The 21576-nt window shown below is 70.3% G+C and carries 23 protein-coding genes; 17 read left to right on the forward strand and 6 right to left on the reverse strand.

Going from position 1 to position 21576, the window contains the following annotated elements:
• Nucleotide 1 precedes the first annotated feature (1 nt).
• The 3 genes from JJQ90_RS12705 to JJQ90_RS12715 are packed head-to-tail and all read right to left on the reverse strand — an operon-like array spanning nucleotide 2 to nucleotide 2794.
• A complete protein-coding gene (locus JJQ90_RS12705) occupies nucleotides 2-1291 on the reverse strand; it encodes a TRAP transporter large permease (RefSeq protein WP_216875903.1) in 1290 nt (429 codons plus the stop codon).
• Nucleotides 1288-1782, reverse strand: a complete 495-nt coding sequence (locus JJQ90_RS12710; RefSeq protein ID WP_216875905.1) for a TRAP transporter small permease — start codon at nucleotides 1780-1782, stop codon at nucleotides 1288-1290. Before JJQ90_RS12710 ends, JJQ90_RS12705 begins: the two co-directional genes overlap by 4 nt.
• Before the next feature lies 1 nt (nucleotide 1783).
• Complete coding sequence (locus JJQ90_RS12715; RefSeq protein WP_216875907.1) at nucleotides 1784-2794, reverse strand: TRAP transporter substrate-binding protein; 1011 nt, start codon at nucleotides 2792-2794, stop codon at nucleotides 1784-1786.
• An 86-nt stretch (nucleotides 2795-2880) separates the two neighbouring features.
• Between JJQ90_RS12715 and JJQ90_RS12720 the strand changes: the two genes are divergently transcribed.
• Both JJQ90_RS12720 and JJQ90_RS12725 read left to right on the forward strand, forming a co-directional pair.
• Nucleotides 2881-4128, forward strand: a complete 1248-nt coding sequence (locus JJQ90_RS12720; RefSeq protein ID WP_216875909.1) for a M24 family metallopeptidase — start codon at nucleotides 2881-2883, stop codon at nucleotides 4126-4128.
• Nucleotides 4129-4217: 89 nt separating this feature from the next.
• The gene (locus JJQ90_RS12725) at nucleotides 4218-5201 is read left to right on the forward strand and encodes a Bug family tripartite tricarboxylate transporter substrate binding protein (protein WP_230410608.1); all 984 of its coding nucleotides are present in this window, start codon (nucleotides 4218-4220) and stop codon (nucleotides 5199-5201) included.
• Between the two features lie 2 nt (nucleotides 5202-5203).
• On the opposite strand, the gene JJQ90_RS12730 is transcribed toward JJQ90_RS12725, so the two are convergent.
• A complete protein-coding gene (locus JJQ90_RS12730) occupies nucleotides 5204-5983 on the reverse strand; it encodes a DeoR/GlpR family DNA-binding transcription regulator (RefSeq protein WP_216875911.1) in 780 nt (259 codons plus the stop codon).
• A gap of 73 nt (nucleotides 5984-6056) precedes the next feature.
• Between JJQ90_RS12730 and JJQ90_RS12735 the strand changes: the two genes are divergently transcribed.
• Genes JJQ90_RS12735 through JJQ90_RS12755 form a run of 5 tightly spaced genes read left to right on the forward strand, consistent with a single transcriptional unit; the run spans nucleotide 6057 to nucleotide 10906 of the window.
• On the forward strand, nucleotides 6057-6683 hold the full coding sequence (locus JJQ90_RS12735; RefSeq protein ID WP_216875913.1) for a TIGR00725 family protein: 627 nt from the start codon (nucleotides 6057-6059) through the stop codon (nucleotides 6681-6683).
• 60 nt (nucleotides 6684-6743) lie between these two features.
• Nucleotides 6744-7898, forward strand: coding sequence for an ABC transporter ATP-binding protein (locus JJQ90_RS12740; protein WP_329959436.1), 1155 nt, complete (start codon nucleotides 6744-6746; stop codon nucleotides 7896-7898).
• Entirely contained in the window at nucleotides 7895-8770 is an 876-nt protein-coding gene (locus JJQ90_RS12745; protein ID WP_216875915.1) for a carbohydrate ABC transporter permease, read from the forward strand. Before JJQ90_RS12740 ends, JJQ90_RS12745 begins: the two co-directional genes overlap by 4 nt.
• Entirely contained in the window at nucleotides 8767-9597 is an 831-nt protein-coding gene (locus JJQ90_RS12750) for a carbohydrate ABC transporter permease (protein ID WP_216875917.1), read from the forward strand. Before JJQ90_RS12745 ends, JJQ90_RS12750 begins: the two co-directional genes overlap by 4 nt.
• Nucleotides 9598-9628: 31 nt before the next feature.
• Nucleotides 9629-10906, forward strand: coding sequence for an extracellular solute-binding protein (locus JJQ90_RS12755; RefSeq protein ID WP_216875919.1), 1278 nt, complete (start codon nucleotides 9629-9631; stop codon nucleotides 10904-10906).
• Nucleotides 10907-11007: 101 nt separating this feature from the next.
• On the opposite strand, the gene JJQ90_RS12760 is transcribed toward JJQ90_RS12755, so the two are convergent.
• Both JJQ90_RS12760 and JJQ90_RS12765 read right to left on the reverse strand, forming a co-directional pair.
• Complete coding sequence (locus JJQ90_RS12760) at nucleotides 11008-11640, reverse strand: fumarate hydratase C-terminal domain-containing protein (protein ID WP_216875920.1); 633 nt, start codon at nucleotides 11638-11640, stop codon at nucleotides 11008-11010.
• Nucleotides 11637-12506 (reverse strand): fumarate hydratase, encoded by an 870-nt coding sequence (locus tag JJQ90_RS12765; RefSeq protein WP_216875921.1) that lies wholly within the window; start codon nucleotides 12504-12506, stop codon nucleotides 11637-11639. The genes JJQ90_RS12760 and JJQ90_RS12765 overlap by 4 nt, the downstream gene beginning before the upstream one ends.
• 76 nt (nucleotides 12507-12582) lie before the next feature.
• On the opposite strand from JJQ90_RS12765, the gene JJQ90_RS12770 reads away from it, so the two are divergent.
• The 10 genes from JJQ90_RS12770 to JJQ90_RS12815 all read left to right on the forward strand — a co-directional run bounded on the left by JJQ90_RS12770 (nucleotide 12583) and on the right by JJQ90_RS12815 (nucleotide 21565).
• Nucleotides 12583-13521 carry a 2-hydroxyacid dehydrogenase gene (locus tag JJQ90_RS12770; RefSeq protein WP_216875922.1) on the forward strand — a complete coding sequence of 313 codons (939 nt, stop codon included), beginning with the start codon at nucleotides 12583-12585 and terminating at the stop codon, nucleotides 13519-13521.
• A gap of 70 nt (nucleotides 13522-13591) precedes the next feature.
• Nucleotides 13592-14191 carry a glutathione S-transferase family protein gene (locus JJQ90_RS12775; protein ID WP_216876325.1) on the forward strand — a complete coding sequence of 200 codons (600 nt, stop codon included), beginning with the start codon at nucleotides 13592-13594 and terminating at the stop codon, nucleotides 14189-14191.
• A 2-nt stretch (nucleotides 14192-14193) separates the two neighbouring features.
• Nucleotides 14194-15411 carry a CaiB/BaiF CoA transferase family protein gene (locus tag JJQ90_RS12780; protein ID WP_216875923.1) on the forward strand — a complete coding sequence of 406 codons (1218 nt, stop codon included), beginning with the start codon at nucleotides 14194-14196 and terminating at the stop codon, nucleotides 15409-15411.
• Entirely contained in the window at nucleotides 15408-16004 is a 597-nt protein-coding gene (locus tag JJQ90_RS12785; RefSeq protein WP_216875925.1) for a carboxymuconolactone decarboxylase family protein, read from the forward strand. Before JJQ90_RS12780 ends, JJQ90_RS12785 begins: the two co-directional genes overlap by 4 nt.
• Complete coding sequence (locus tag JJQ90_RS12790) at nucleotides 16001-16852, forward strand: amidohydrolase family protein (RefSeq protein ID WP_216875927.1); 852 nt, start codon at nucleotides 16001-16003, stop codon at nucleotides 16850-16852. The genes JJQ90_RS12785 and JJQ90_RS12790 overlap by 4 nt, the downstream gene beginning before the upstream one ends.
• Before the next feature lie 31 nt (nucleotides 16853-16883).
• Nucleotides 16884-17870 carry a Bug family tripartite tricarboxylate transporter substrate binding protein gene (locus JJQ90_RS12795; RefSeq protein ID WP_216875928.1) on the forward strand — a complete coding sequence of 329 codons (987 nt, stop codon included), beginning with the start codon at nucleotides 16884-16886 and terminating at the stop codon, nucleotides 17868-17870.
• A 5-nt stretch (nucleotides 17871-17875) separates the two neighbouring features.
• The gene (locus tag JJQ90_RS12800) at nucleotides 17876-18841 is read left to right on the forward strand and encodes a Bug family tripartite tricarboxylate transporter substrate binding protein (protein WP_216875930.1); all 966 of its coding nucleotides are present in this window, start codon (nucleotides 17876-17878) and stop codon (nucleotides 18839-18841) included.
• Entirely contained in the window at nucleotides 18838-19806 is a 969-nt protein-coding gene (locus tag JJQ90_RS12805) for a Bug family tripartite tricarboxylate transporter substrate binding protein (protein WP_216875932.1), read from the forward strand. The genes JJQ90_RS12800 and JJQ90_RS12805 overlap by 4 nt, the downstream gene beginning before the upstream one ends.
• Nucleotides 19803-20573 carry an enoyl-CoA hydratase/isomerase family protein gene (locus JJQ90_RS12810; protein ID WP_216875934.1) on the forward strand — a complete coding sequence of 257 codons (771 nt, stop codon included), beginning with the start codon at nucleotides 19803-19805 and terminating at the stop codon, nucleotides 20571-20573. Before JJQ90_RS12805 ends, JJQ90_RS12810 begins: the two co-directional genes overlap by 4 nt.
• Before the next feature lie 23 nt (nucleotides 20574-20596).
• Nucleotides 20597-21565, forward strand: coding sequence for a Bug family tripartite tricarboxylate transporter substrate binding protein (locus tag JJQ90_RS12815; protein WP_216875935.1), 969 nt, complete (start codon nucleotides 20597-20599; stop codon nucleotides 21563-21565).
• The last annotated feature ends 11 nt before the right edge of the window (nucleotides 21566-21576 follow it).

Here is a 21576-nt window from a genome sequence, read left to right on the forward strand (position 1 = left end):
ATCAGCCGAAGGCCAGTGACGGCAGCCAGGTGGCGATGCCGGGAAACAGGCAGAGCAGCGCCACGCCCACCAGCAACGCGATCCAATAGGGCAGCGCGGCCAGTGCCGCCTCGCCCAGCTTCACCTCGCCGCCGGTAATGCCGACGAGCACAAAAAGGTTCATGCCGACGGGCGGCGTCAGCATGCCGACCTCGATCATCAGCGTGACGACGACGCCGAGCCACACTGCGTCGAACCCCACGCCGGTCAACAGGGGAAAAACCAGCGGCAGGGTCATGATCATCATCGACAGCCCGTCGAAGAACACGCCGAGCAGCAGATAGACCGCGACGACCACCGCCAGCAGCAGCCATCGTGAAAGCCCCCATTCGCCGACGGTCGCGAGCAATTGCTGCGGCAGCCCGAGCAGGCTGATCGCCTGCGCCAGCACCAGCGCGCCGATGAACACCATGGCGATGACGGCGAAGGTCCGCACCGTGCCCATCAGCGATGCGCCAACGCCGCGCCAGTCCAGCTCGCCCATCGTGAAGCCGAGCAGCAGCGCGGCGGCGACGCCCACCCCCGCCGCCTCGGTCGGCGTGGCGAGGCCCGCAAAAAGGCTGCCGAGCACGGCGACGATCAGCACGATCAGCGGCAGAACACCGACCAGCCCGCGCAGCGCCTGCCCCAGCGCCACGCGCCTTTCGGCTGGTGCGAATTCCGGGTTGCGCAGGGCGGCCACCAGGATCCAGGCCATGAACAGCGCCGCCATCATCAGCCCCGGCAGCACCCCGGCCAGGAACAGCCGCCCGATCGAGGTATCGGTCAGCGCGCCATAGATCAGCAGCGACAGCGAGGGCGGAATCAGCAGCCCGAGCGTGCCGCCGGCCGCCAGCGTGCCCACCGTCTGCGCCCGGTCATAGCCGCGCGATTTCAACTCGGGATAGGCGACCGACCCCACCGCCGCGGCCACCGACATCGAACTGCCCGAGACCGCGCCGAACACCGCGCAGACCGCGATATTGGTGTGCAGCAGCCCGCCCGGCAGCCGCGCAAAAATCGGCGCCAAAGCGCGATAGACGCCCCGCGCGAGGCCGGAGGCCACCAGCAATTCGCCGAGCAGGATGAACAGCGGAATCGCCGTCAGCGTGAACTCGTTCAGCGTGTTCCAGACGGTCTGCACGCCGATGCGCGTGGAGCCGCCGGCGAAGAAATGCAGGATGGCGAAGCCCGTCAGCCCCAGCGCCGCGCCGAGCACCGCGCCAGACAGCACGGTCGCCGTGACCATGCCCAGAAGAAAAGTCCAGATCACAGATGCTGCGCCTTCTCCGCCGGCAGCGGCCGCAGCGCCGCCCAGGCCGCGACCAGCCCCGTAAGGGCCATCCCCGCCGGGGCCAGCGCCACCCAGGGGGCCAGCGGCAGCCGCGCCTGTTCACTCATCAGCGACAGGCGCCATGTGAACTCGGCCAGCCCGTAGCTCTCCCAGGCGAATATCGCGCAGAAGGCCACCATGATGCCCTGCCCCAGAACCCAGGCGACACGACGCCCCAATGGCGGCAGCTTATCGGTCAACAGCGTCACCCGGATATTCGCATTGCCTGCCATGGCGAAGGGCAGCGCGAGAAAGGCCAGCGCGGAGAGCAGCAGCCCGGCCAGTTCCTCGGTGAACCAGAAGGGCGCGGCGACGGCGTAGCGCATCACCACCGCCGCCACGACCAGCCCGAGAATGCCCGCGCAGGCCGCCGCCGAAAGGGCGAGCAGCGCGCGGGAAATCGCCAGCAAAGCGCGGTCGATCCGACCCAACTCAGTTGGCGCCGAGGGCCGACTGGATGCGGCTGCGCCAGGCGGGGCCCTGGCCGCCGGCCTCCCGCATCAGGGTCTCCCAGGTCGCCATGGCGGCGGTGCGGATCGCCTGCTGCTCGGCTTCGGAGAAGGTCGGGTAGAAGGTCACGCCCTGGCCGCGCAGACGCTCGCGGGAGGTTTCGTCATCCGCCGCATCCTGTTCGAAGCGGGCGCTGCGCTGCTCGATGGCGGCGGCGGAGGCCTGGAGCGCCGCGCGGTTCTCGGCCGACAGCGCCCGGAAGCGCGCCTGGTTGGCCAGGAGGATGTAGGGCGTGGGCGGGAAGGCGAAGCCGGTGCTGGTGGCGTGCTTCGCCACCTCCTGCAGGCTGATGGTGTGGACGATGCGCGGCGGGTACAGCGCGCAATCCACCACACCGGTCTGCATCGCCGCATACAACTCCTGCTGCGGCACGATCTGCGCGGCGACGCCGAGCGCGCGGAAGGTCTCCACCTGCTCCCGCGATCCGACGCGCAGCTTCACGCGCTTCAATTCCTCCAGCGTGCGGACCGGGCTGCGGCAGAAGATGGCGGCGTCCAGCAGGCCGAGCTGCATATAGCCCACCGGCTCGATGTTCCAGCGGCGGATGCCCTGGTTCAGGCTCTCCTGAAGCGCCGGCATCACCCGGTTCAGCTCCTGCGCATTGCGGATCAGGCCGAAGACCAGGATGGAGGACATGGCGGCATCGTCGCGGCCGAGGAAGGGCGGCCAGATGAAGCTCATCTCCGGCGTCGCGCCCTGCATGGTGCGCAGCATGTCGGCGTCCCGCAGGTTCATGGCATTGCCCTCGAAGACATTGAGGGTGAAGCGGCCATTGCTGCGCGTGCGCAGTTCCGTGGCGAGGTCGCGGACATGCTGGCTCTCGATGCGCGTCGGCGCGTAGCTGTTGTGGAAGCGCCATTCCACATTCTGCGCCTCGGCCGCACCGCCCAGGCCGAACAGGGCGGCCATCGCGCCCAGCATCCACTTCCGCATTGTCCCCACTCCACCAAGGTTACGCGAACGATAGGGGGCGGAGGCCGGCGTTGACAATCGCCGGCCAGGGGCAACCCTATGTAACCATGTCAGGACATATCGACCGGGCGCGCGCGGCGCGGCTGATGCAGGTGGCGGGGCTCGATGCGCTGGTGCTGGCCGCGCCCGAGAGCTTCCGCTGGGCCACCGGGGCGCCGGCCGGCGTGGCGGCGAATTGGCGGCGGCTGGGGGCGGCGCTGGCGGTGGTGCCGGCGGACCCGGCGCGGCCGGTGGGGGTGGTGGTGACCGACCTGTTCGCCGGGGCGGCGGAGGCGGCGGGCTGCGCGCCACTGCATCGCCACGCCATCTGGCCGGAAACCGGCGACCTCCGCCCCTTCCTGCCCTTCGCGGGCGATGCGGCGAGCCTGGTGGCGCGCGCCACCGCCGACCGGCCTCCGGGCTTCGCCCGCCCCGCCACCTTCGACCGCGCGACGGCGCTGGCCGCGTTGCGCGCCCTGCTCACCGACCAGGGCCTTTCGAACGCCCGGCTGGGTGTGGAGCTTTCGGCGGTGCCGGCGGCCGATCTGTCGGCGCTGGAGGCGGCCGTCACGCCGGCCCGGATGGTCGATGCCTCGCTGATGGTGGAACGGCTGCGCGCCCATAAATCGCCGGCCGAGATCGCGCTGCTGCGGGAGGCCGGGCTGATCACCGAGGCCGCCCTGCTCAGCCTGCTGCCCGAGATCCGCCAGGGCGCGACGCGGGATGCGCTGGGGCAGCGTTTCCTCGAACTGGTGCGGCGGGTGGCGCAGCAGCGCGGCACGCCCTCGGTGACGGCCTGGGAATATGTCGGCTTCGGCGCCTCCCCCTGGTCCAGCCCGGGCGGCATCGCGCCCGGCGATGTGGTGAAGGTGGATGTCGGTGCCGTGGTCGGCGGCTATTCGGCCGACCTCGCCCGCACCTTCACCTGCGGCGCGCCCGCCCCCCAGGCGCGGCAGGTGCATGCCGCGCTGCGCCAGGCTTTCGAGATCGGCCGGGCGATGTTCCGCCCCGGCGCGGCGTTGCGCGACATCCATGCCGCCTGCCTCGGCGCCATGCGGGATGCCGGCTTTCCCAGCTATGCGCGGGGCCATTTCGGCCATGGCCTCGGCGCCTCCATCTGGTCGGAGGAATTTCCCTATACCGCCGCCGACAGCGACGTGGTGCTGGAGGCGGGGATGGTGATGGCCTTCGAACTGCCCTGGTACCTGGACGGCCTCGGGGGCTTCATCGTCGAGGACGTGCTGCTGGTCACGGAGCAGGGGGCGGAGACCCTGGCCGGCGGCGGCCTGCCCCACGCCCTGGTGGAATTACCCTGAGGCGTCTTCACGCCGGTTTGTTACAGTCCAGCCTTCCTGTCGTTTTGCTGCGGTGCAATATTGGCGAAAATATACCGAAGGATGAGCTGATGATGACGGCGCGTCTGGTCAGGGGGCGGCGGCCTTTGCTGCTGACGGCTGGTGCCGGGCTGCTTGCCGCGCCCGCCTTGGCCCAGGCGCCCTGGCCGCAGCGCGCGGTGCGGCTGGTGGTGCCCTTCCCGGCCGGTGGCGGCACCGATGTGGTGGCGCGGATCTACGCGGCGAAGATGGGCGCCTTGCTCGGCCAGCCGATGGTGGTGGACAATCGTGGCGGCGCCGGCGGCAATTTCGGCATCGAGCATGTGGTCCGCTCGCCGGCCGACGGCCATGCGCTGGTGCTGTCCTCCAACGGCCCGGTGGCGGTGAACCGCTACCTGTATCGCGACCTGCCCTTCGATCCGTCGCGCGACCTGGCGCCGGTCAGCCTGACTTTCCGCATCGAACAGGCGCTGGTGGTGCGGCCCGACCTGCCGGTGGCCAGCCTGGCCGAATTCATCGCCCTGGCGCGGCGGCAGGAACTGCATTGGGGCTCCGGCGGCACCGGCAGCACGCTGCATCTGGCGGGGGAACTGTTCAACCTGCGCGCCGGGGTGAAGCTGGCGCATGTGCCCTATCGCGGCTCCGCCCCCGCAACCAACGACCTGCTTGCCGGCACGATCGATGCGATGTTCGACAGCCTGCCTTCCTGCGTGCCGCTGATCCGCGCCGGGCGCGTTCGGGTTCTGGCGCTCTGCGCCGCCCGGCGCCACCCGCTGCTGCCGGAGGTGCCGACGATGCGGGAGGCGGGGGTGGCGGATTATGCGACCGGCACCTGGGGCGCGGTCTTCGCCCCCAGCGGAACCCCCGCGCCGGTCATCGCCCGGCTGGCCGCCGCCACCCGCCAGGCGCTGGCCGATCCGGCAACGCGGGACCAGCTCGCCCGCGCCGGCGGCGATGCCGAATCCTCGACGCCGGAGGAACTGGCCGCCCTGCTGCGGACCGAGATCGCCATGTGGGGCCAGGTGGTGCGGGAGGCGGGGATCACCGCCGGCTGAACCTACGCCAGCAGGATCGTGACGCCCGCCTGTTCCAGCGCCCGGCCCAGCTTCGGCGGCGCCGCCGCATCGGTGACGAGGGTGGCGAAATCCCGGGCCGGGGCGATGCGGATCAGCGCGTCGCGGCCGAACTTCTCCGCATGGCACAGCAGCACCGTGCGCCGGGCGGCGGCCATGGCGGCGCGCTTGATGGCCACCTTCTCCGGGTCGAAATCCATCGGGCTGCCGGCGGCGTCGAAGCCCGAACAGGCGAGCACCGCCACATCCAGCGACAGCGCCGCCAGCGCGCCGGCCGTCTCCGCGCCCACCAATGATCCGTCGCCGCCGCCCAGCCGCCCGGGCAGCACATGCACCGCCGGATGCTCGGCACGGGCGAAGGCCAGGGCCGCGACCATGGAGTTGGTAAAGACGCGGTCGCCACCGCGCGCTGCCAGCGCCACCGCGGCGGCTTCGACCGTGGTGCCGACATCGAGGAAGATCGACTGGCGCGGCGGCAGATGCGCGGCCAGGGCCGCGCCGATGCGGGATTTCGCCGCCGGGTCGCGTTCCCGCTTCTCCGCATAGCCGAGCCGCACCGCGCCCACCGGCCCGGCACCGCCATGGAAGCGCTGCAACAGCCCGGCCTGGGACAGGTGGATGATATCCCGCCGCGCCGTCTGGGCGGAGATGCCGAAGCGCCGGGCCAGCGCCTCGATGGTGGCGAAACCCTGTTCGGCGACCAGGCGCAGGATGGCCTGCTGGCGGGGGTTGGGCGCGGCGTCTTGCTCGGGCGGCAGGTCCATGGAAGGTTTCTTACATTCTGTGCTTGCCTTGCGGCAAGTTCCGGTGCTGCCATCCGCCTGGGAGAGACGACCAATGGACCTTCGACTGCACGAACAGGCGGGCGATGTCACCCTGCAACACGGCGCGCGGGTCTTCGACCCCTGGCGGCTGGAATGGGCCGAGGCGACGCCGCGCCCGGGCGGGGTGGAGGTGACGCCGGAAGCGGCGCTCGCGGCCCTGTCCGCCGCCCGGAAACTGCGCGGCGTGCCGGTGGCGGTGATCGGGCCGCGGGAGGCGGGGGCGGAGGAGCTGCGCCTGGCCGAGGCGGTCGGTGCCGGTCTCGCCCGCTGCGGGCTGGTGCTGCTGTGTGGCGGCAAGAATGGCGCGATGGAGGCCGCCTGCCGCGGCGCGCAGCGGCAGGGCGGGCTGACCATCGGGCTGCTGCCGGACGAGGAATGGCCGGCCGCCAATGACCATGTGATGGTGCCGCTGGCCACCGGCATCGGCCCGGCCCGCAACGCCATCCTGGCCCGCGCGGCCGTCGCGCTGATCGCCGTCGGCGGCGCCTATGGCACCATTTCCGAAATGGCCCTGGCCATGCAGTTCAACCGCCTGGTGCTGGCCTTGCCGCCGGCGCCGGAGGTTCCCGGCGTCGTCCGCTGCCCGACGCCGGAGGATGCGCTGCGCCGCGTCGCGATGCACCTGCTGCGCATGTCATGAAACGATCATTCGCCAAGGTCATGGAAGTTTTCGTAAACGCGCCGCAGCAAAGGATGCCCCGTGCCCATTGAACGCCGCCCTCCTGCCGGTATCACCCTGCGCGGCATCACCAAGCGCTATGGCGCGGCGACGGTGCTGGACGGGGTCTCGCTGGATATCCGGCCGGGTGAGTTCCTGACGCTGGTCGGCCCCTCCGGCTGCGGCAAATCCACCCTGCTGCGCACCATCGCCGGCTTCGAGCCGCAGGATGAAGGTGAGGTCGCGATCGGCGGCCGCGTGGTGGATGCCCTGCCGCCGGCCGCGCGCGACGTCGCCATGGTGTTCCAGTCCTATGCGCTCTACCCGCATATGACCGTCGCCGGGAACATCGCCACGCCGCTGGAGATGCGGCGCCTGTCGCTCGCCGAACGCCTGCCGCTGCTGCGCCTGCTCTCGCCCCGCCGCCCGCGCATCCGGCGGGAGATCATGGCGGAGGTGGAGGTGGTGGCCCGGCAGCTCGACATCCTGAAGCTGCTGGACCGCAAGCCGGCGCAGCTTTCGGGCGGCCAGCGTCAGCGCGTGGCACTTGGCCGCGCCATGGTGCGCGACCCGGCCGCCTTCCTGATGGATGAGCCGCTGTCGAACCTCGATGCCCGGCTGCGGGTGCAGATGCGGACGGAGCTGGCGGAACTGCACCAGCGGCTGGGCGCCACCTTCGTCTATGTCACGCATGACCAGGTCGAGGCGATGACCATGTCCGACCGCGTGGCGCTGATGGAGGCCGGGCGGGTGCTTCAGCTCGGCACGCCGGCGCAGCTTTACGACACGCCGGCCAGCATCGCCGTGGCCCGCTTCATCGGCAGCCCGCCGATCAACCTGCTGCCCGCCACGGCCCAGGCGCATGGGGTGCTGCAAGCGGAGGGGCTGGTGCTGCAGGCCGATTCGACCGTGCCGCCGGGGCCGGTGACGCTCGGCATACGGCCGGAGGCCCTGGCCCTGGCGCCGGAGGGCGCGCCCGGAACCCTGGCCGTGCGGCTGCGGCGGGCCGAGAATCTCGGCGCCGAATGGCTGCTGCATGCCGAAACCCCGGCGGGCGTCGCGCTGACCGCGCGGGTGCCGGCGACGGAGCCGGTGCCGGAGCGTTTCGGCTTCACTGTCGATCCCGCGCGGCTGCATCTGTTCGGCGCGGAGGGCCAGCGGATCGAGACCCGGCTGGGCGCGATGGTGGCGGCATGAGCAACAGCAAGGCTATCGCGGGTGCTGCCTTCGCCGCCCCCGCCTTCGCGCTGATGCTGGCGCTGCTGATCGGGCCGCTGGTGGTGCTGCTGGCGCTGTCCGTCACCGACTATCGCCTCGGCGCCCTGGCGGTGAACCTCGTCGGCCTCGGCCATTACGCCGCGCTGTTCAGCGACGAGGTGTTCCAGCGGGCGCTGCGCAACACCTTTTTGTATGTCGGCTTCGTGCTGCCGGGCGCGGTGTTCGGCGGGCTCGGCATCGCACTGCTGGTGCATGCGCGGATCAGGACGCGCAGCTTCTATGAGGTGATCTACTTCCTGCCCGTCACCTCCACGCTGGTGGCCATGGCGACGGTTTGGCAGTTCATGCTGCATCCCTCGCTCGGCCCGGTCAGCGCGATTTTTTCCGCATTCGGGCTGGCGGGCGTCGATCTTTTGAACGATCCGGATCTGGCGCTCGGCACGCTGGCGATGATCGGGCTGTGGCAGCAGGTCGGCTTCAACATGGTGCTGTTCCTCGCCGGCTTGTCAGCCATTCCGCGCGATCTGTACGAGGCGGCGGCGCTGGATGGCGCGGGCGGCGGAGCGGATCGCTTCCTGCGCGTCACCTGGCCGCTGCTGGGGCCGACGACCATGTTCGTCACCATCACCAGCACCATCGCCGCCTTCAAGGTCTTCGACACGGTGGCGGTGCTGACCAAGGGCGGGCCGCTGGGCTCGACCGAGACGCTTCTCTACGTGCTGTATCTGGAAGGCTTCCAGTATTTCCGCACCGGCTATGCGGCGGCGATGACCATCGTGCTGCTCGCCTTCCTCATCATCCTCTCCGTCATCCAGGCGCGGGTGATCGACCGCAAGGTGCATTACGCATGAGGCGCCGCGGATTTCTGGGGGCGCTACTGTCCCACGCCGTGCTGCTGGCGGGTGCGGTGCTGATGGCCGCGCCCTTCCTCTGGATGCTGCTGACCTCCATCCGCCCGCCGGAGGAGGTGTTTGGCACGGTCTTCAACCTGATCCCGACGCGCTTCGCGGGGTTCGAGAACTACGCGGAGGCGCTGACCAGCAGCAACCTGCCGCGCGCCATGCTGAATGGCGTCATCGTCTGCGTCGGAATCCTGGCGGTGCAACTGCTGTTCGCGATTCCCTCGGCCTATGCATTGGCAAAGCTGAAGTTTCGTGGGCGGGAGTGGTTGTTCGGGCTGGTGCTGTTCGGCTTGTGCGTGCCGATCCAGGTGCCGGCGCTGCCGCTGTATCTGGGCCTCGCCCAGGCCGGGCTGCTCGATACCTTCTTCGCGCTCATGGCCCCTTTCGCACTCACCGTCTTCGGCATGTTCCTGTTCCGCCAGTTCTTCCGAGGCTATCCGGAGGAAGTGCTGGATGCGGCGCGGCTGGACGGCATGGGTGAATTCGAGATCGTCTGGCGGCTGGCGACCCCCGCCGCGCTGCCGGCGATCGCCGCCTTCTCGATCTTCTCGATCGTGGCGCATTGGAACGACCTCTACTGGCCGCTGATCGTCGTCACCTCCGCCGAGCGGTCGGTGCCGTCACTGGCGATCCTCGCCTTTCGCGATACCGAGACGGGCGGGAATTACGGGGCGCTGATGGCGGCGGCCGCCATCACCACCGCGCCCCTCATCCTCGGTTTCTTCGCCGCGCGCCGCGCCTTCCTGCGCGGCATCACCATGACCGGGCCGCGTTGAGGCGGCCCCAAATCCGGAGAGGACCCACCACATGACGACCCGCAGAACCCTTCTCGCCAGCGGCGCCGCATTGCTCGCCGCACCCGCCATCGGCCGCGCCCAGGGCCAGGTGACGCTGGACGTGCTCTTCGCCAACCCGTCCTTCGCGCGCTTCTTCACGCCGATCGCGGAGGCCTTCACCCGCGCCAATCCGGGCATCCGCATCGTCTTCCGCCAGCCGGCGCCGAATTACGACGAGCAGCACCAGGCGCTGCTGCGCGGCGCGCTGACCAACCAGCTTCCGGACGTGACCTTCCCCGGCTTCAACCGCCTGCCGGAACTGGCGCGCACCCTGGCGCCGCGCAACCAGATCGCCGACCTGGCGCCGCTGATCGCGGCCGAGGGCGCCGCCTGGAAGGATGCGAGTTTCAGCGGGCGCATGCTGGCGCTGGGCCAGGTGGATGGCACGCAATACGGCATGCCCTTCAACGCCTCCTCCCCCGTCGCCTATTACAATCCGGAGCTCGTGCGCCGCGCCGGTGGCGACCCCGAGAACTTCCCGAAGGACTGGGATGGCGTCGTGGCGCTCGGCGGCCGCATCAAGGCGGCGGTGCCGGAGGCGATGGGCGTGTCCTACTACATCAACTCCTTCGACAGCGACTGGCTGTGGCAGGCGCTGATCCAGCAGGGCGGCGGGCGCATGCTGAACGCCGATGGCAGCGTCGCCTTCGGCGGTGCGGCCGGGCAGGCGGCGATGGCGATGGCGCGGCGCTTCGTGACCGATTCCGGCATGGGGCTGATCGGCGCCGACCAGAACCGCCAGCAATTCGGCACCGGCGGCACCGGCGTGATCTTCGACAGCCCGGCGCGCCTCGGCGTCATCACCGGCCTGGTCGGCGGCCGCTTCCCGCTGCGCACGGCGCCCTTCCCCATCACCGATGCGGCGAATGGCGGCGTGCCGACCGGCGGCAATGCCGCGGTGATCCTGACGCGCGATGCCGCCAAGCGTGAGGCCGCCTGGAAATACGTGAAGTACAGCGCGGGGCCGGAGGCGCAGAAGGTGGCGGTGGAAATGACCGGCTACCTGCCGACCAACAAGCTGGCCGAGGGCGCCGATTTCCTCGGCCCCTGGTATGCGCAGAACCCCAATGCGCGGTCCGCCGCGATGCAGGCCGACAAGTCCCTGCCCTGGGAGGATTACGGCGCCAACGGCCCGCGCATCCACCGCATGCAGCAGGAAATCCTGACCAGCGTCATGCGCGGCGACCTGGCACCGCCGGCCGGCCTGACGCGCATGGTGCAGCAGACCACCAGCATGATGCGCGGCTGAATTTGTCAAAAAGCCCTCTCCCCCTGACAGGGGGAGAGGGTTGGGTGAGGGGGGCTCCTGAAAACAAGCGTTTCAGCGCAACGCTGAAACCCCCCGCCTCCTCACCCCACCCGTTCCCGCCCCATCTGCGCCAGGATCTCCGGCATCCTGTCCTGCGCCTGCTGTGACAGTGTCTCGAACAGGCTGTTGCCATGCGCGTCGATGCCGACGGTGACCGGCCCGAGCCCGTTCACCGCCAGCCGCACCAGCCGGTAATGCGCCACCAGGTCGTTCCAGGCGACTTCCTTCACCGCCGTGATGGCGGCGGAATGCAGCGGCGCGCCGCCGCCGAGGAAAGAGAAATAGACGCAGCCGACCTCGGCCATCGCCTCCCGGCACCCTGCATCCAGCCCGCCCTTGCCGCCCACCGCGGTCAGGCCGAAGTGGCGGATCAGGCGCGGCATCAGCGGGTTGAAGCGGGTGCTGGTGGTGGGGTTCATGTACAGAACCTCCAGCCCACCATCCGGCTTGTCCTGGCTGTAGCTGCCGAGATGCAGCAGTGACTGGCCCTGCAGCGGGATGGGCGGGTCGATCCCGTCCTCCACGCATTTCAGGATGCGGTGATGCGTGGGCAGGCCGGCGGTGATGGTGATCTCGCCATCCAGCAGCACCATGTCCCCGGCCCGCAGGGATCGCGCATCCTCGCGCGACAGCGGCATGGTGACGCGGCGGTAGTCGGCAAAGAGCTCGCTCATTCCATCCGCTCCACAGTTCCGTCCGCGTGGATGCGTGCGCGGGTGCGGCGGTTGATCCAGCAGTTGAAGCAGATGGCGACGGGCGTGTAGCCATGCCCCGCGCTGTAATCGACATGCACGGCCAGCGCGGTGGTGTCGCCACCCGTGCCCATCGGGCCGAAGCCGGTGGCGTTCACCGCGTGCAGCAGCCGTTCCTCCATCGCCGCCAGAACCGGTTCCGGATTCACGCTGCCGATGGCGCGATAGGTCGCCTTGCTGGCGATCTTCGCCGCGACATCGAAGGAACCACCGATGCCGACGCCGATGATGACCGGCGGGCAGTGCTGCGACCCCGCCTGCATCACCGCCTTCATCACATAGGCCTCGATATCCGCGAGGCTGGGGAAGCTGAAGGTCTCGGCCTGCGCCCAGCGGCCGGAGCCGAGTGCCTTGGGCTGGCAGGCGATCTCGATCCAGTCGACGCCGGATTCCACCTCCCAGGTCACCAGCGGCATGTCCTTGCCCTTGTAGCCGCGCTCATTGGTCAGCGGGTTCGTGACATGCTTCAGCAAGGGCGGCTGGATGCGGCCGACAAGTTCGTCAAACCCTTCCACGATGGCGGCCTTCAGGTCGCCCTCCCAGCGCGCATTGGCGCCGAGCGTCACCCGGAACACCGGCACGCCGGCATCGGAGCAGACGAAGCGGTCGGTCTGTTCCGCCCGCAGGGCGGAACCCAGCATGATCTCCAGCACCCGCTGGGCACCCTCATGCGTTTCCGTGGCGCGGGCGCGGCGCAGGGCGTCCTTGGTGTCGTCGGGCACGCGGCGCAGCGACCAGTCGTAGAGCTGGGCGGAGAGCGTCTTCACGGCCTCCTGGGTAATCGGCATGGCGGACAGGCTTTCCTTCCCCAAAAAGGTCATTACTCTGGCCTTTCTGGCATCATAGCCCCACAGGACACGTCCCATGCAAGCCATCCAAGGCGAATCCCTTCTGGTCATGACCGCGGTCCCCGCCGATCTGCGCCAGGCGCTGGAGGCGGCGGGGCACAGCCTGGTGGACCTTTCCACGCAACCGCCGGGGCCGGTCACCGGCTTCCGCATCGGCGTGACCAGCGCCATGGCGGGCTGCGACGCGGCCATGTTCGCCCGCATCCAGGGCATGAAGCTGCTGGCCAGCACCGGCACCGGGCTGGACCGCATCGACCTGGATGCTGCGCGCGCGCAGGGCTGCGCGGTGCTGAACACGCCGGATGTGCTGACCGAGGATACGGCGGACTTCGCCATCGCCCTGCTCTATGGCATCGCCCGGCGGGTGGTCTATGCGGACCAGTTCGTCCGCTCCGGAGCCTGGGCCAAGGGTCGGCCGGAGAGCGGCACCCGGCTGTTCGGCAAAACCTGCGGCATTTTCGGGCTGGGCCGCATCGGCGCGGCGGTGGCGCGGCGGGCACAGGGCATCGGCATGAAGGTCTTGTGGTCCGGCCCGCGCCCGAAGCCGGAGGCGCCCTGGGCCTATGTGCCGACCATCGCCGAACTCGCGGAAAAGTCGGACGTGCTGGTGATGTGCTGCCCCGGCGGCAAGGAAACCGCCGGGATCGTCGATGCCGCGTTGCTGAAAAAACTCGGCCCGGCCGGCTTCCTCATCAACATCGCCCGCGGCTCTGTGGTGAATGAGGCGGCGCTGGTCGCCGCGCTGCGGGATGGGACCATCCGGGGCGCCGGCACCGATGTGTTCCAGTCGGAACCGGTGCCCGACCCGGCCATGCTGGCAGCGCCGAACCTGGTGGTGGCGCCCCACTACGCCTCCCTCACCCGGGAGACGCGGGTGGATATCATCCGGATGATTGTGGAGGGCATCGCCGCCTTCCAGGCCGGGAGGCCGCATCACGACGCGACCCGGGGATAGACTCGTCCTGCCGATCCGGCATAAGGTCATAGAACTGACCTAAGTCGGTTCGGAGGAAACAACCGTGTCCATGTTGCTGCACTGGTCGCCGCGCTCGCCTTTCGTGCGCAAGGTGATGATCTTCGCGCATGAGACCGGCCTCGCCGACCGCATCACCACCACCCGGACGGTGGTGGCGATGAGCAAGCCGCATGCCGAGTTGATGACGGAAAACCCGCTGAGCAAGATCCCGACGCTGCGCCTGGAAGACGGCACGGTGCTCTACGACAGCTACGTCATCTGCGAATATCTCGACACGCTGCATGGTGGCCCGCGCCTGATCCCCCGCGAAGGCCCCGCGCGCTTCCTGGAACTGCGCCGCCACGCCATGGCGACCGGCTTCCTCGACCTGCTGATCCTGCTGCGGAACGAGCGGGACAAGCCGCATCCGATGCCGGAACTGCTGGCGGCCTTCGAGGCCAAGGCCCGGGCCGCGCTGGCGGCGGTGGAGGCGGAGATCGACAGCATCCCGCGCGGCCTGGCGCAATTCACCCTGGCGGTGCTCGGCAGCTACCTGGATTTCCGCTTCGCCGATATCGACTGGCGCGCCACCTGCCCGCGCTTCGCCGCCTTCCATGCCGAATTCGAGAAGCGCCCCTCGATGCAGGCGACGCTGGTGACGGAAGGTTGACCATGGCATCGCAACGCACGGGTCCGCTGTCGCATCTGCGGGTTCTCGACCTCGGCCGCATCATGGCGGCGCCCTGGTCGACGCAGATCCTGGCCGATCTCGGCGCCGACGTCATCAAGATCGAGCGCCCCGGCGTCGGCGACGATACGCGCGCCTGGGGTCCGCCCTTCCTGAAGGATGCGGCTGGCCATCCGACCAAGGAGGCCGGCTACTTCCTGGCGGTGAACCGCGGAAAGCGCTCCGTCACCATCGACATCACCAGGCCCGAGGGCCAGGCGGTGGTGCGCAGGATCGCGCAGACCGCCGATATCGTGGTGGAGAATTTCAAGGCCGGCGCGCTGGCCAAATACGGCCTGGATGCCGCCAGCCTGCGCGCCCTGAAGCCGAGCCTGATCTGCTGTTCCGTCACCGGCTTCGGCCAGGACGGGCCGCGCGCCGACCAGGCTGCCTATGACTTCATGATCCAGGCGATGGGCGGGCTGATGAGCGTGACCGGCGCGCCGGAAACGCCGCCCCAGAAGGTGGGCGTGCCGATCGTCGACCTGATGACCGGCATGTATGCCACCGTCGCCATCCTGGCCGCCGTGGCGCGGCGGGCGGAGACAGGGCAGGGCGAGACCATCGACCTCGCCATGCTCGACGTGCAGGCGGCCTTTCTGGCCAATCAGGCGATGAACCATTTTGTCGGTGGCCGCGTGCCCGCCCGCGCCGGCAACCGGCATCCGAATATCCAGCCGCAGGATGTTTTTCCGGTGGCGGATGGCTTCATCGTGCTGGCGGTCGGCAATGACGGGCAATTTTCGAAGTTGTGCGAGGCGATCGGGCGCGCGGACTGGGCGAAGGATGCGCGCTTCATCCGCAACGCCGACCGCGTGAAGAACGAATCCCTGCTGACGCCATTGCTGACTGAACGGTTCGCCGATTTCACCCGAACGGAACTGACGACGCTGCTGGATGCCGCCGGCGTGCCCTGCGGCCCGATCAACACCGTGCCGGATGTCTTCGCCGATCCGCAGATCCAGCACCGCCAGATGCTGCGGCACCTGCCGCATCCGCATGGCAGCGTGCCGCAGGTGGTCAGCCCGATCCGCCTGACCGACGCCCCCCTCAGCTACGACCGGCCGCCGCCTTTGCTCGGCCAACATACGGAGGAAGTGCTTGCCGAACTGGGATTGGACGACGCCGCCCGTGCCGCCCTCGCCGAGGGAGGCGTGACATGACCACCCCCCGCATTCCCCTGCCGAACCGCGAGGATCTGGACGAAGCGCAGCTCGCCGTCTGGGACAAGGTGGTCTCCGGCCCACGCGGCCAGGTCATCGGCCCGTTGCGCGCCGCCATCCACAATGCGGAGCTGGCCGGACGCTGGTCCGCGCTCGGCGAGTCCCTGCGCTTTTCCACCAGCCTGCCGAAGCGGCTTTCGGAACTGGCGATCTGCGTGACGGGCCGGCGCTGGAGCGCGCAGGTGGAGTGGTTCGTCCATGCCCGCACCGCCGAGCAGAACGGCATTTCCGCGAGCATTCTCGACGCCATGCGCGAAGGCCGCCCGCCGGTCTTCGACAAGGCGGACGAGAAGCTGGTCTATGAATTCGCCCGCGCCCTGCAGCAGGAAGGCCGCGTGCCGGATGCGATCTATGCCGCCGGCGTCGAGGCCTTCGGTGTGCGCGGCGTGGTCGAGCTGACGGCGCTGGTGGGCTACTACACCATGGTTTCGATGACGCTGAACGCGCATGGGATTCCGCTGCCGGAGGGAGAGGTGCCGCCGCTGACGGCGCCGGAGCAGGGGCTGTTCACCCTGCCGGAAGCGGCGGCATGACCGTCGCGGCGCCTTCCGTCTCCGGGCCAAAGCATCCCGTGCCGGCGGGCGCCTGCGACACGCATACCCATGTCTTCGACACGCGCTTCGCCGCCGGCCCCGCGCCCTATGCGCTGCCGCGCGCCGACCTCGCCACCCATGCGGCGATGCGGGCCACACTCGGCACGCCGCGCGCGGTGCTGGTGCAGCCGGCGCCCTATGGCCGTGATCCATCCTGCCTGCTGGATGCGCTGGCGCGCAGCGGCGGCACGCTGCGGGGCGTGATGATCGCGGATGCGAGCGTGACCGACGAGACCCTGCAGGCCTGGCACGCGGCCGGCGTGCGGGCGCTGCGCTTCGTGGAGATGCAGGCGCCGAATGGCAGTGGCCGCTATCCCGGCAGCATCGGCGTGGACGCGCTGCGCGCGCTGGCGCCACGTCTGCGCGCCCTGGGCTGGCAGGCGCATCTCTGGGCCAGCGCCACGCAATTTTCCGAATTGCTGCCGGCGCTGGTGCCGCTCGGCGTGCCGCTGGTGCTGGACCACCTGGCCATGCCCGATGGCGTGGCGGACCCGGCCTTCGGCGGCGTGCTGCGCCATCTGCGGGATGGCGATGTCTGGGTGAAGATCACCCTGTGCCGCGTGACGCGCGGCGCGGCGGCGGAGGCGTTGCGACCTTTGCAGGACGCTTTGGTCGCGGCCAATCCGGACCGGCTGCTCTGGGGCTCCGACTGGCCCTATGTCCGCATGGAACCGGCGCCGGATGCCGGTGCGATGCTGGACCTGTTTCTCGACTGGCTGGGCGACGATGCGCTCGCCCGCCGCATCCTGGTGGACAATCCGCGGGAGCTGTTTGCCTTCGACGACTGACCGCCAAGACCAACACAAGGAGGAATCAAGAATGAACATCACCCGCCGTTCCAGCATGGGCGCCGCATTCGGTGCCCTCGGCTTCGCCGCCCTGCCGGGCCTCGCCCGCGCCCAGGCCGCCTTCCCGGACCAGCCGATCCGCATGATCGTGCCCTTCGCCGCGGGCGGCCCCGCGGACCTCATCGCGCGTGTCACCGCGCGGGTGATGTCCGAACGCCTCGGCAAGCCCATCGTGGTGGAGGCGCGTGCCGGCGCCGGTGGGGCCATCGGCGTCGATGCGGCGGCGAAGTCGCGGCCGGATGGGCACACCATCGTCATGGCAAGCTCCGGCGCCATCGTCATCCTGCCGCATCTCCAGGCCAGCATGCCCTATGACGTGCAAAGGGACCTGGCGCCGATCACCCAGGTGCTGGCCGTGCCGCAGATCATCGCCATCGCGCCGGGCCTCGGCCCCAAGAACCTGGCGGAGCTGGTGGCGATGGCCAAGGCGCGGCCCGGGGCGCTGTCCTTCGGTTCCGCCGGCGTCGGCTCCTCGCTGCATATGGCGGGCGAGTTGCTGAAGATCCGCGCCGGCATCGACATCGTCCACATTCCCTATCGCGGCGCCGCCCCGGCGGTGACGGACCTGCTGGCGGGCCGCATCCAGGTGCTGGCGGCCGACGTGCCGGCGCTGCTGCCGCATGTGCGGGCGGGCAGCGTGCCGGCGCTGGCCGTCACCTCCGCCGAGCGGCTCAGCATTCTGCCCGACCTGCCCACCGCCATCGAGGCCGGCGTGCCGGACATGATCAGCGAGACCTGGTACGGGCTGCTCGGCCCGTCCGGCATTCCGGCCGATCGCCTGGCGACCCTGGCGCGCGCGGCGCAGGAGGCCCTGCGCGATCCGCAGACACGGGACGCGCTGATCGCCCAGGGCGGCCGCGTGGTCGGCAGCAATCCGGACGATTTCGCCGGCTTCATCCGCCAGACCTCCGCCACCTGGCGCGATGTCGTGCGCACCAACAACATCAAGCTGGATTGAGCGCCATGCAACGACGCACCCTTCTTCTCGCCGGGGCAGGCCTGGTCGCCTCCTCCGCCGCGCGGGCGCAGTCCTGGGCGCCCTCGCGCCCGATGCGCATGGTCGTGCCCTTCGCGCCCGGTGGCGCGGCGGACACGGTGGGCCGCCTGCTGGCGGAGCCGCTGGGCACCAGCCTCGGCCAGCCGGTGACGGTGGAAAACCGCCCCGGCGGCGGCACCACCATCGGCGCGCTGGCGGTGGCGCGGGCGGCGCCGGACGGGCTGACCCTGCTCTACGCCACGCCGAATGTGCAGATCCTGAACCCGCATCTGATGCGCAACCTCAGCTACGATCCGCAGGCGGACTTCACGCCGGTCATCGCCATCCTGCGCGCGCCGAAGCTGCTGGTGGTGCGCCCGGACTTCCCGGCGCAGGACGTGGCGGGGCTGATCGCGCTGGGCAAGCGCCAGGCCAATGGCCTGACCTATGCCAGTGCGGGCGTTGCCTCCTCCGGCCATCTGGCCTCGGCGATGTTCGGGCAGATGGCGGGGCTGGAGCTGCTGCACATCCCCTTCCGCGGCACCGCGCCCGCGACGCAGGATGTGATGGCGGGACGCGTCGATTTCATGATGGACAATATCGCGACGCTGCTGCCGCTGGTGCGGGATGGGCAGTTGCGCGCGCTCGGCGTCAGCACCGCCGATCCGGCCGTGGCCGCGCCCGAATTGCCGCCCATCGGCCGCACCCTGCCGGGCTTCCACGATGCCAGCTTCAACTACCTGCTGGCGCCCGCGCGCACCCCGCCGGAGATCACCGGCCGGCTGAATGCCGCGCTGAACGAGATCCTGGAATCCGACGCCCTGACCCGCCGCTTCGCGCTGATGGGCATCGAGAAGCTGGGCGGCACGCCGCAGGCGCTGGAGGCCATGGTGAAGGAGGAATACGACCGCTGGGGCCCGGTGATCGAGCGCGGCGGGATCCGGCTGCAATGAGCCCGGTCCTCACCCGCCGCACCGTCCTCGCGGCCAGCCTCGCCGTGCCATCCCTGGCCCGGGCGCAGGCCTTCCCCAGCCGTCCGCTGCGGCTGATCGTTCCCTATGCGGCGGGCGGTTCCGCCGATGCTTCCGCGCGCCAATTGGCGGAGGCGATGGCGGGGCCGCTCGGCCAGCCGGTGGTGGTGGAGAACCGCCCGGGCGGCGCCGCCACCATCGGCGCGCAGGCGGTGGCGCGCGCGGCGCCGGATGGGCACACGCTGCTCTACGGCACCCCGGCGCCGCAGATCATCAGCCCGCATCTGATGCGCAGCGTGCCCTATGACCCGATCAAGGATTTCGCGCCGGTCTCCGGCTACAAGCGCGCGCCGAACCTGTTGGTGGTGCATCCCTCCGTCCCGGCGCAGAACCTGGCGGAGCTGATCGCGCTGGCCAAGGCGCGGCCGGGTACGCTGACCTTCGCCTCCTCCGGCGTCGGCTCCTCCTCCCACCTGGCGGGGGAGTTGCTGAAGTACATGGCGCGGATCGACATCACCCATGTGCCCTATCGCGGTACCTCCGCCGCGCTGACGGACCTGCTGGGCGGCACCGTCTCCATGGCGCTGGATACGCTGTCCGTGCTGCTGCCGCAGGCGCGCGACGGCAAGCTGCGCGCGCTCGGCGTCACCATGCCCGCGCGTTCGAAGCAGGCGCCCGATGTGCCGGCCATCGCCGAGACCCTGCCGGGCTTCGACGCGGCACCCTTCAACTACATCGCGGCCACCGGCGGCACGCCCGCGCCGGTGGTGGCGAAGCTCAACGAAGTCATCGTCGCCATCCTGCGCCGCCCGGACTACCTGGCGCGGATGGAAGAGCTGGGCGAGGAGGCGACACCCTCCACCCCCGAGGCGCTGGCGGAGACCATCCGGGCGGAAAGCGCGCGGTGGAAACAGGTGATCGAGGCGGCAGGGATACGCGTGGAATGAGTTTTTCGACTTTGCGCCTGGACGTGGCGGATTTCGTCGCGACGGTGACCATCGACCGGGCGCCGGTGAATGCGCAGAACGGCGCATTCCGGGAGGAGATTGTTCGCGTTTTCGACGAGCTGCACGACCGCGACGATGTGCGCGCGATCGTGCTGACCGGCGCGGGCAAGACCTTCTCGGCCGGTGCGGACCTGAAGGACCGGCCGGACCGCAGCGCGCCGGGCGCCTTCCCGCGCCACAACCGCCTGGTGCGCGCCGGCTTCGACTGCGTGCTGGAATGCGAGAAGCCGGTGATCGCCGCGGTGAACGGCGCGGCCATCGGCGCCGGCTGCGTGCTGGCGCTGTGCTGCGACATATTGGTGGTCGCCGAGGAATCCTTCCTGTCGATGACCGAGGTCGATGTGGGGCTGGCCGGCGGCGTGAAGCATGTGCGCCGGCACCTCGGCGAATCCGATGCGCGGCTGATGATCTACACCGCGCGCCGCATCACCGGGCCGGAGCTGTACCGGATGAACGCCGCGTCGGTCTGTGTGCCGCGCGAGAAAGTGCTGGAAGCGGCGCAGGGCATCGCGGCGGAGATCGCCCAGAAGGTGCCGCTGGCGGTGCGGGCGGCGAAGCGGAGCTTCCAGGTGACGGAAGACCTGCCGCTGCATGAAGGCTATCGCTACGAGCAGTCGCAGACCGTGGCGCTGGCCGCGACGGAAGACACGCAGGAGGCGCTGCGCGCCTTTGCCGAGAAGCGGAAGCCGGTGTTCAAGGGGCGGTAGCCCTGTCTGGGGAGGAAACGACAATGCCGATCACCAAGCGCGGGCTGCTTTCCGTGGCACTGACCGCGCCCTTCGTGGCCCAGGCGCAGGAGGCCTGGCCACAGCGCCCCGTGGTGCTGGTGGTGCCCTTCGCGCCCGGCGGGCCGGTGGACAATGTGGCGCGGCCAGTGGCGGAGGGGCTGCGCCGGCAACTCGGCCAGACCGTGGTGGTGGAGAACCGGGCCGGCGGCGGCGGGCTGGTCGGCACCCGCGTGGTCGCGGCGGCGCGGCCGGATGGCTATACGATGCTGATCGGCTCCCCCGGCCCGCTGGTGATCGCCCCGGCCGCCGGCGCGGCGGATGCGCCGGACCCGCTGCGGGCGCTGGCGCCGGTGGCGCTGATCGCGGACAGCCCGCAGATCCTGGCGGTGACGAGCGACCTTCCGGCGCGGAACCTCGCGGAATTCGTGGCCCTGGCCAAGGCGCGGCCGGGCGCATTGAACATGGGCTCCGCCGGCATCGGCACCACGCCGCATCTGGCGTCCGAATTGCTGGGCCAGCTCGCGGATATCCGCACGGAACATGTGCCCTATCGGGGCACCGGCGCGGCGCTGCCGGACCTGATCGGCGGAAAGATCGAGGCGCTGTTCGGCGATATCTCCGCCCTGTTGCCCCTGGTGGAGACCGGGCGGGTGCGGGCGCTGGCGATCACCGCCGGCCAGCGCTCACCCCTGGCGCCCGCCATCCCCACCACGGCGGAGCTGGGTTTTCCGGCGCTGGTGGTGCGCAATTTCCAGGCGCTGCTGGCCCCGGCCGGCACCCCGCCCGCCGTGCTGACCCGCATGGCGGCCGCGTTGCGGGAGGCGCTGGGCGATGCCCAGGTGCGCGCCGCCCTGGACCGTATCGGCGCCTTGCCGGCGACCAGCGGCCCGGACCACCTTGCCGCCTATCTGGCGGAGGAACGCGCGACCTGGGAGCCGGTGATCCGCCGCATCGGGCTGCGGCTGGATTGAGCTTGGCGCTG

It is taken from the genome of Falsiroseomonas oleicola, from assembly GCF_019029495.1.
Lineage (GTDB): Bacteria > Pseudomonadota > Alphaproteobacteria > Acetobacterales > Acetobacteraceae > Falsiroseomonas > Falsiroseomonas oleicola.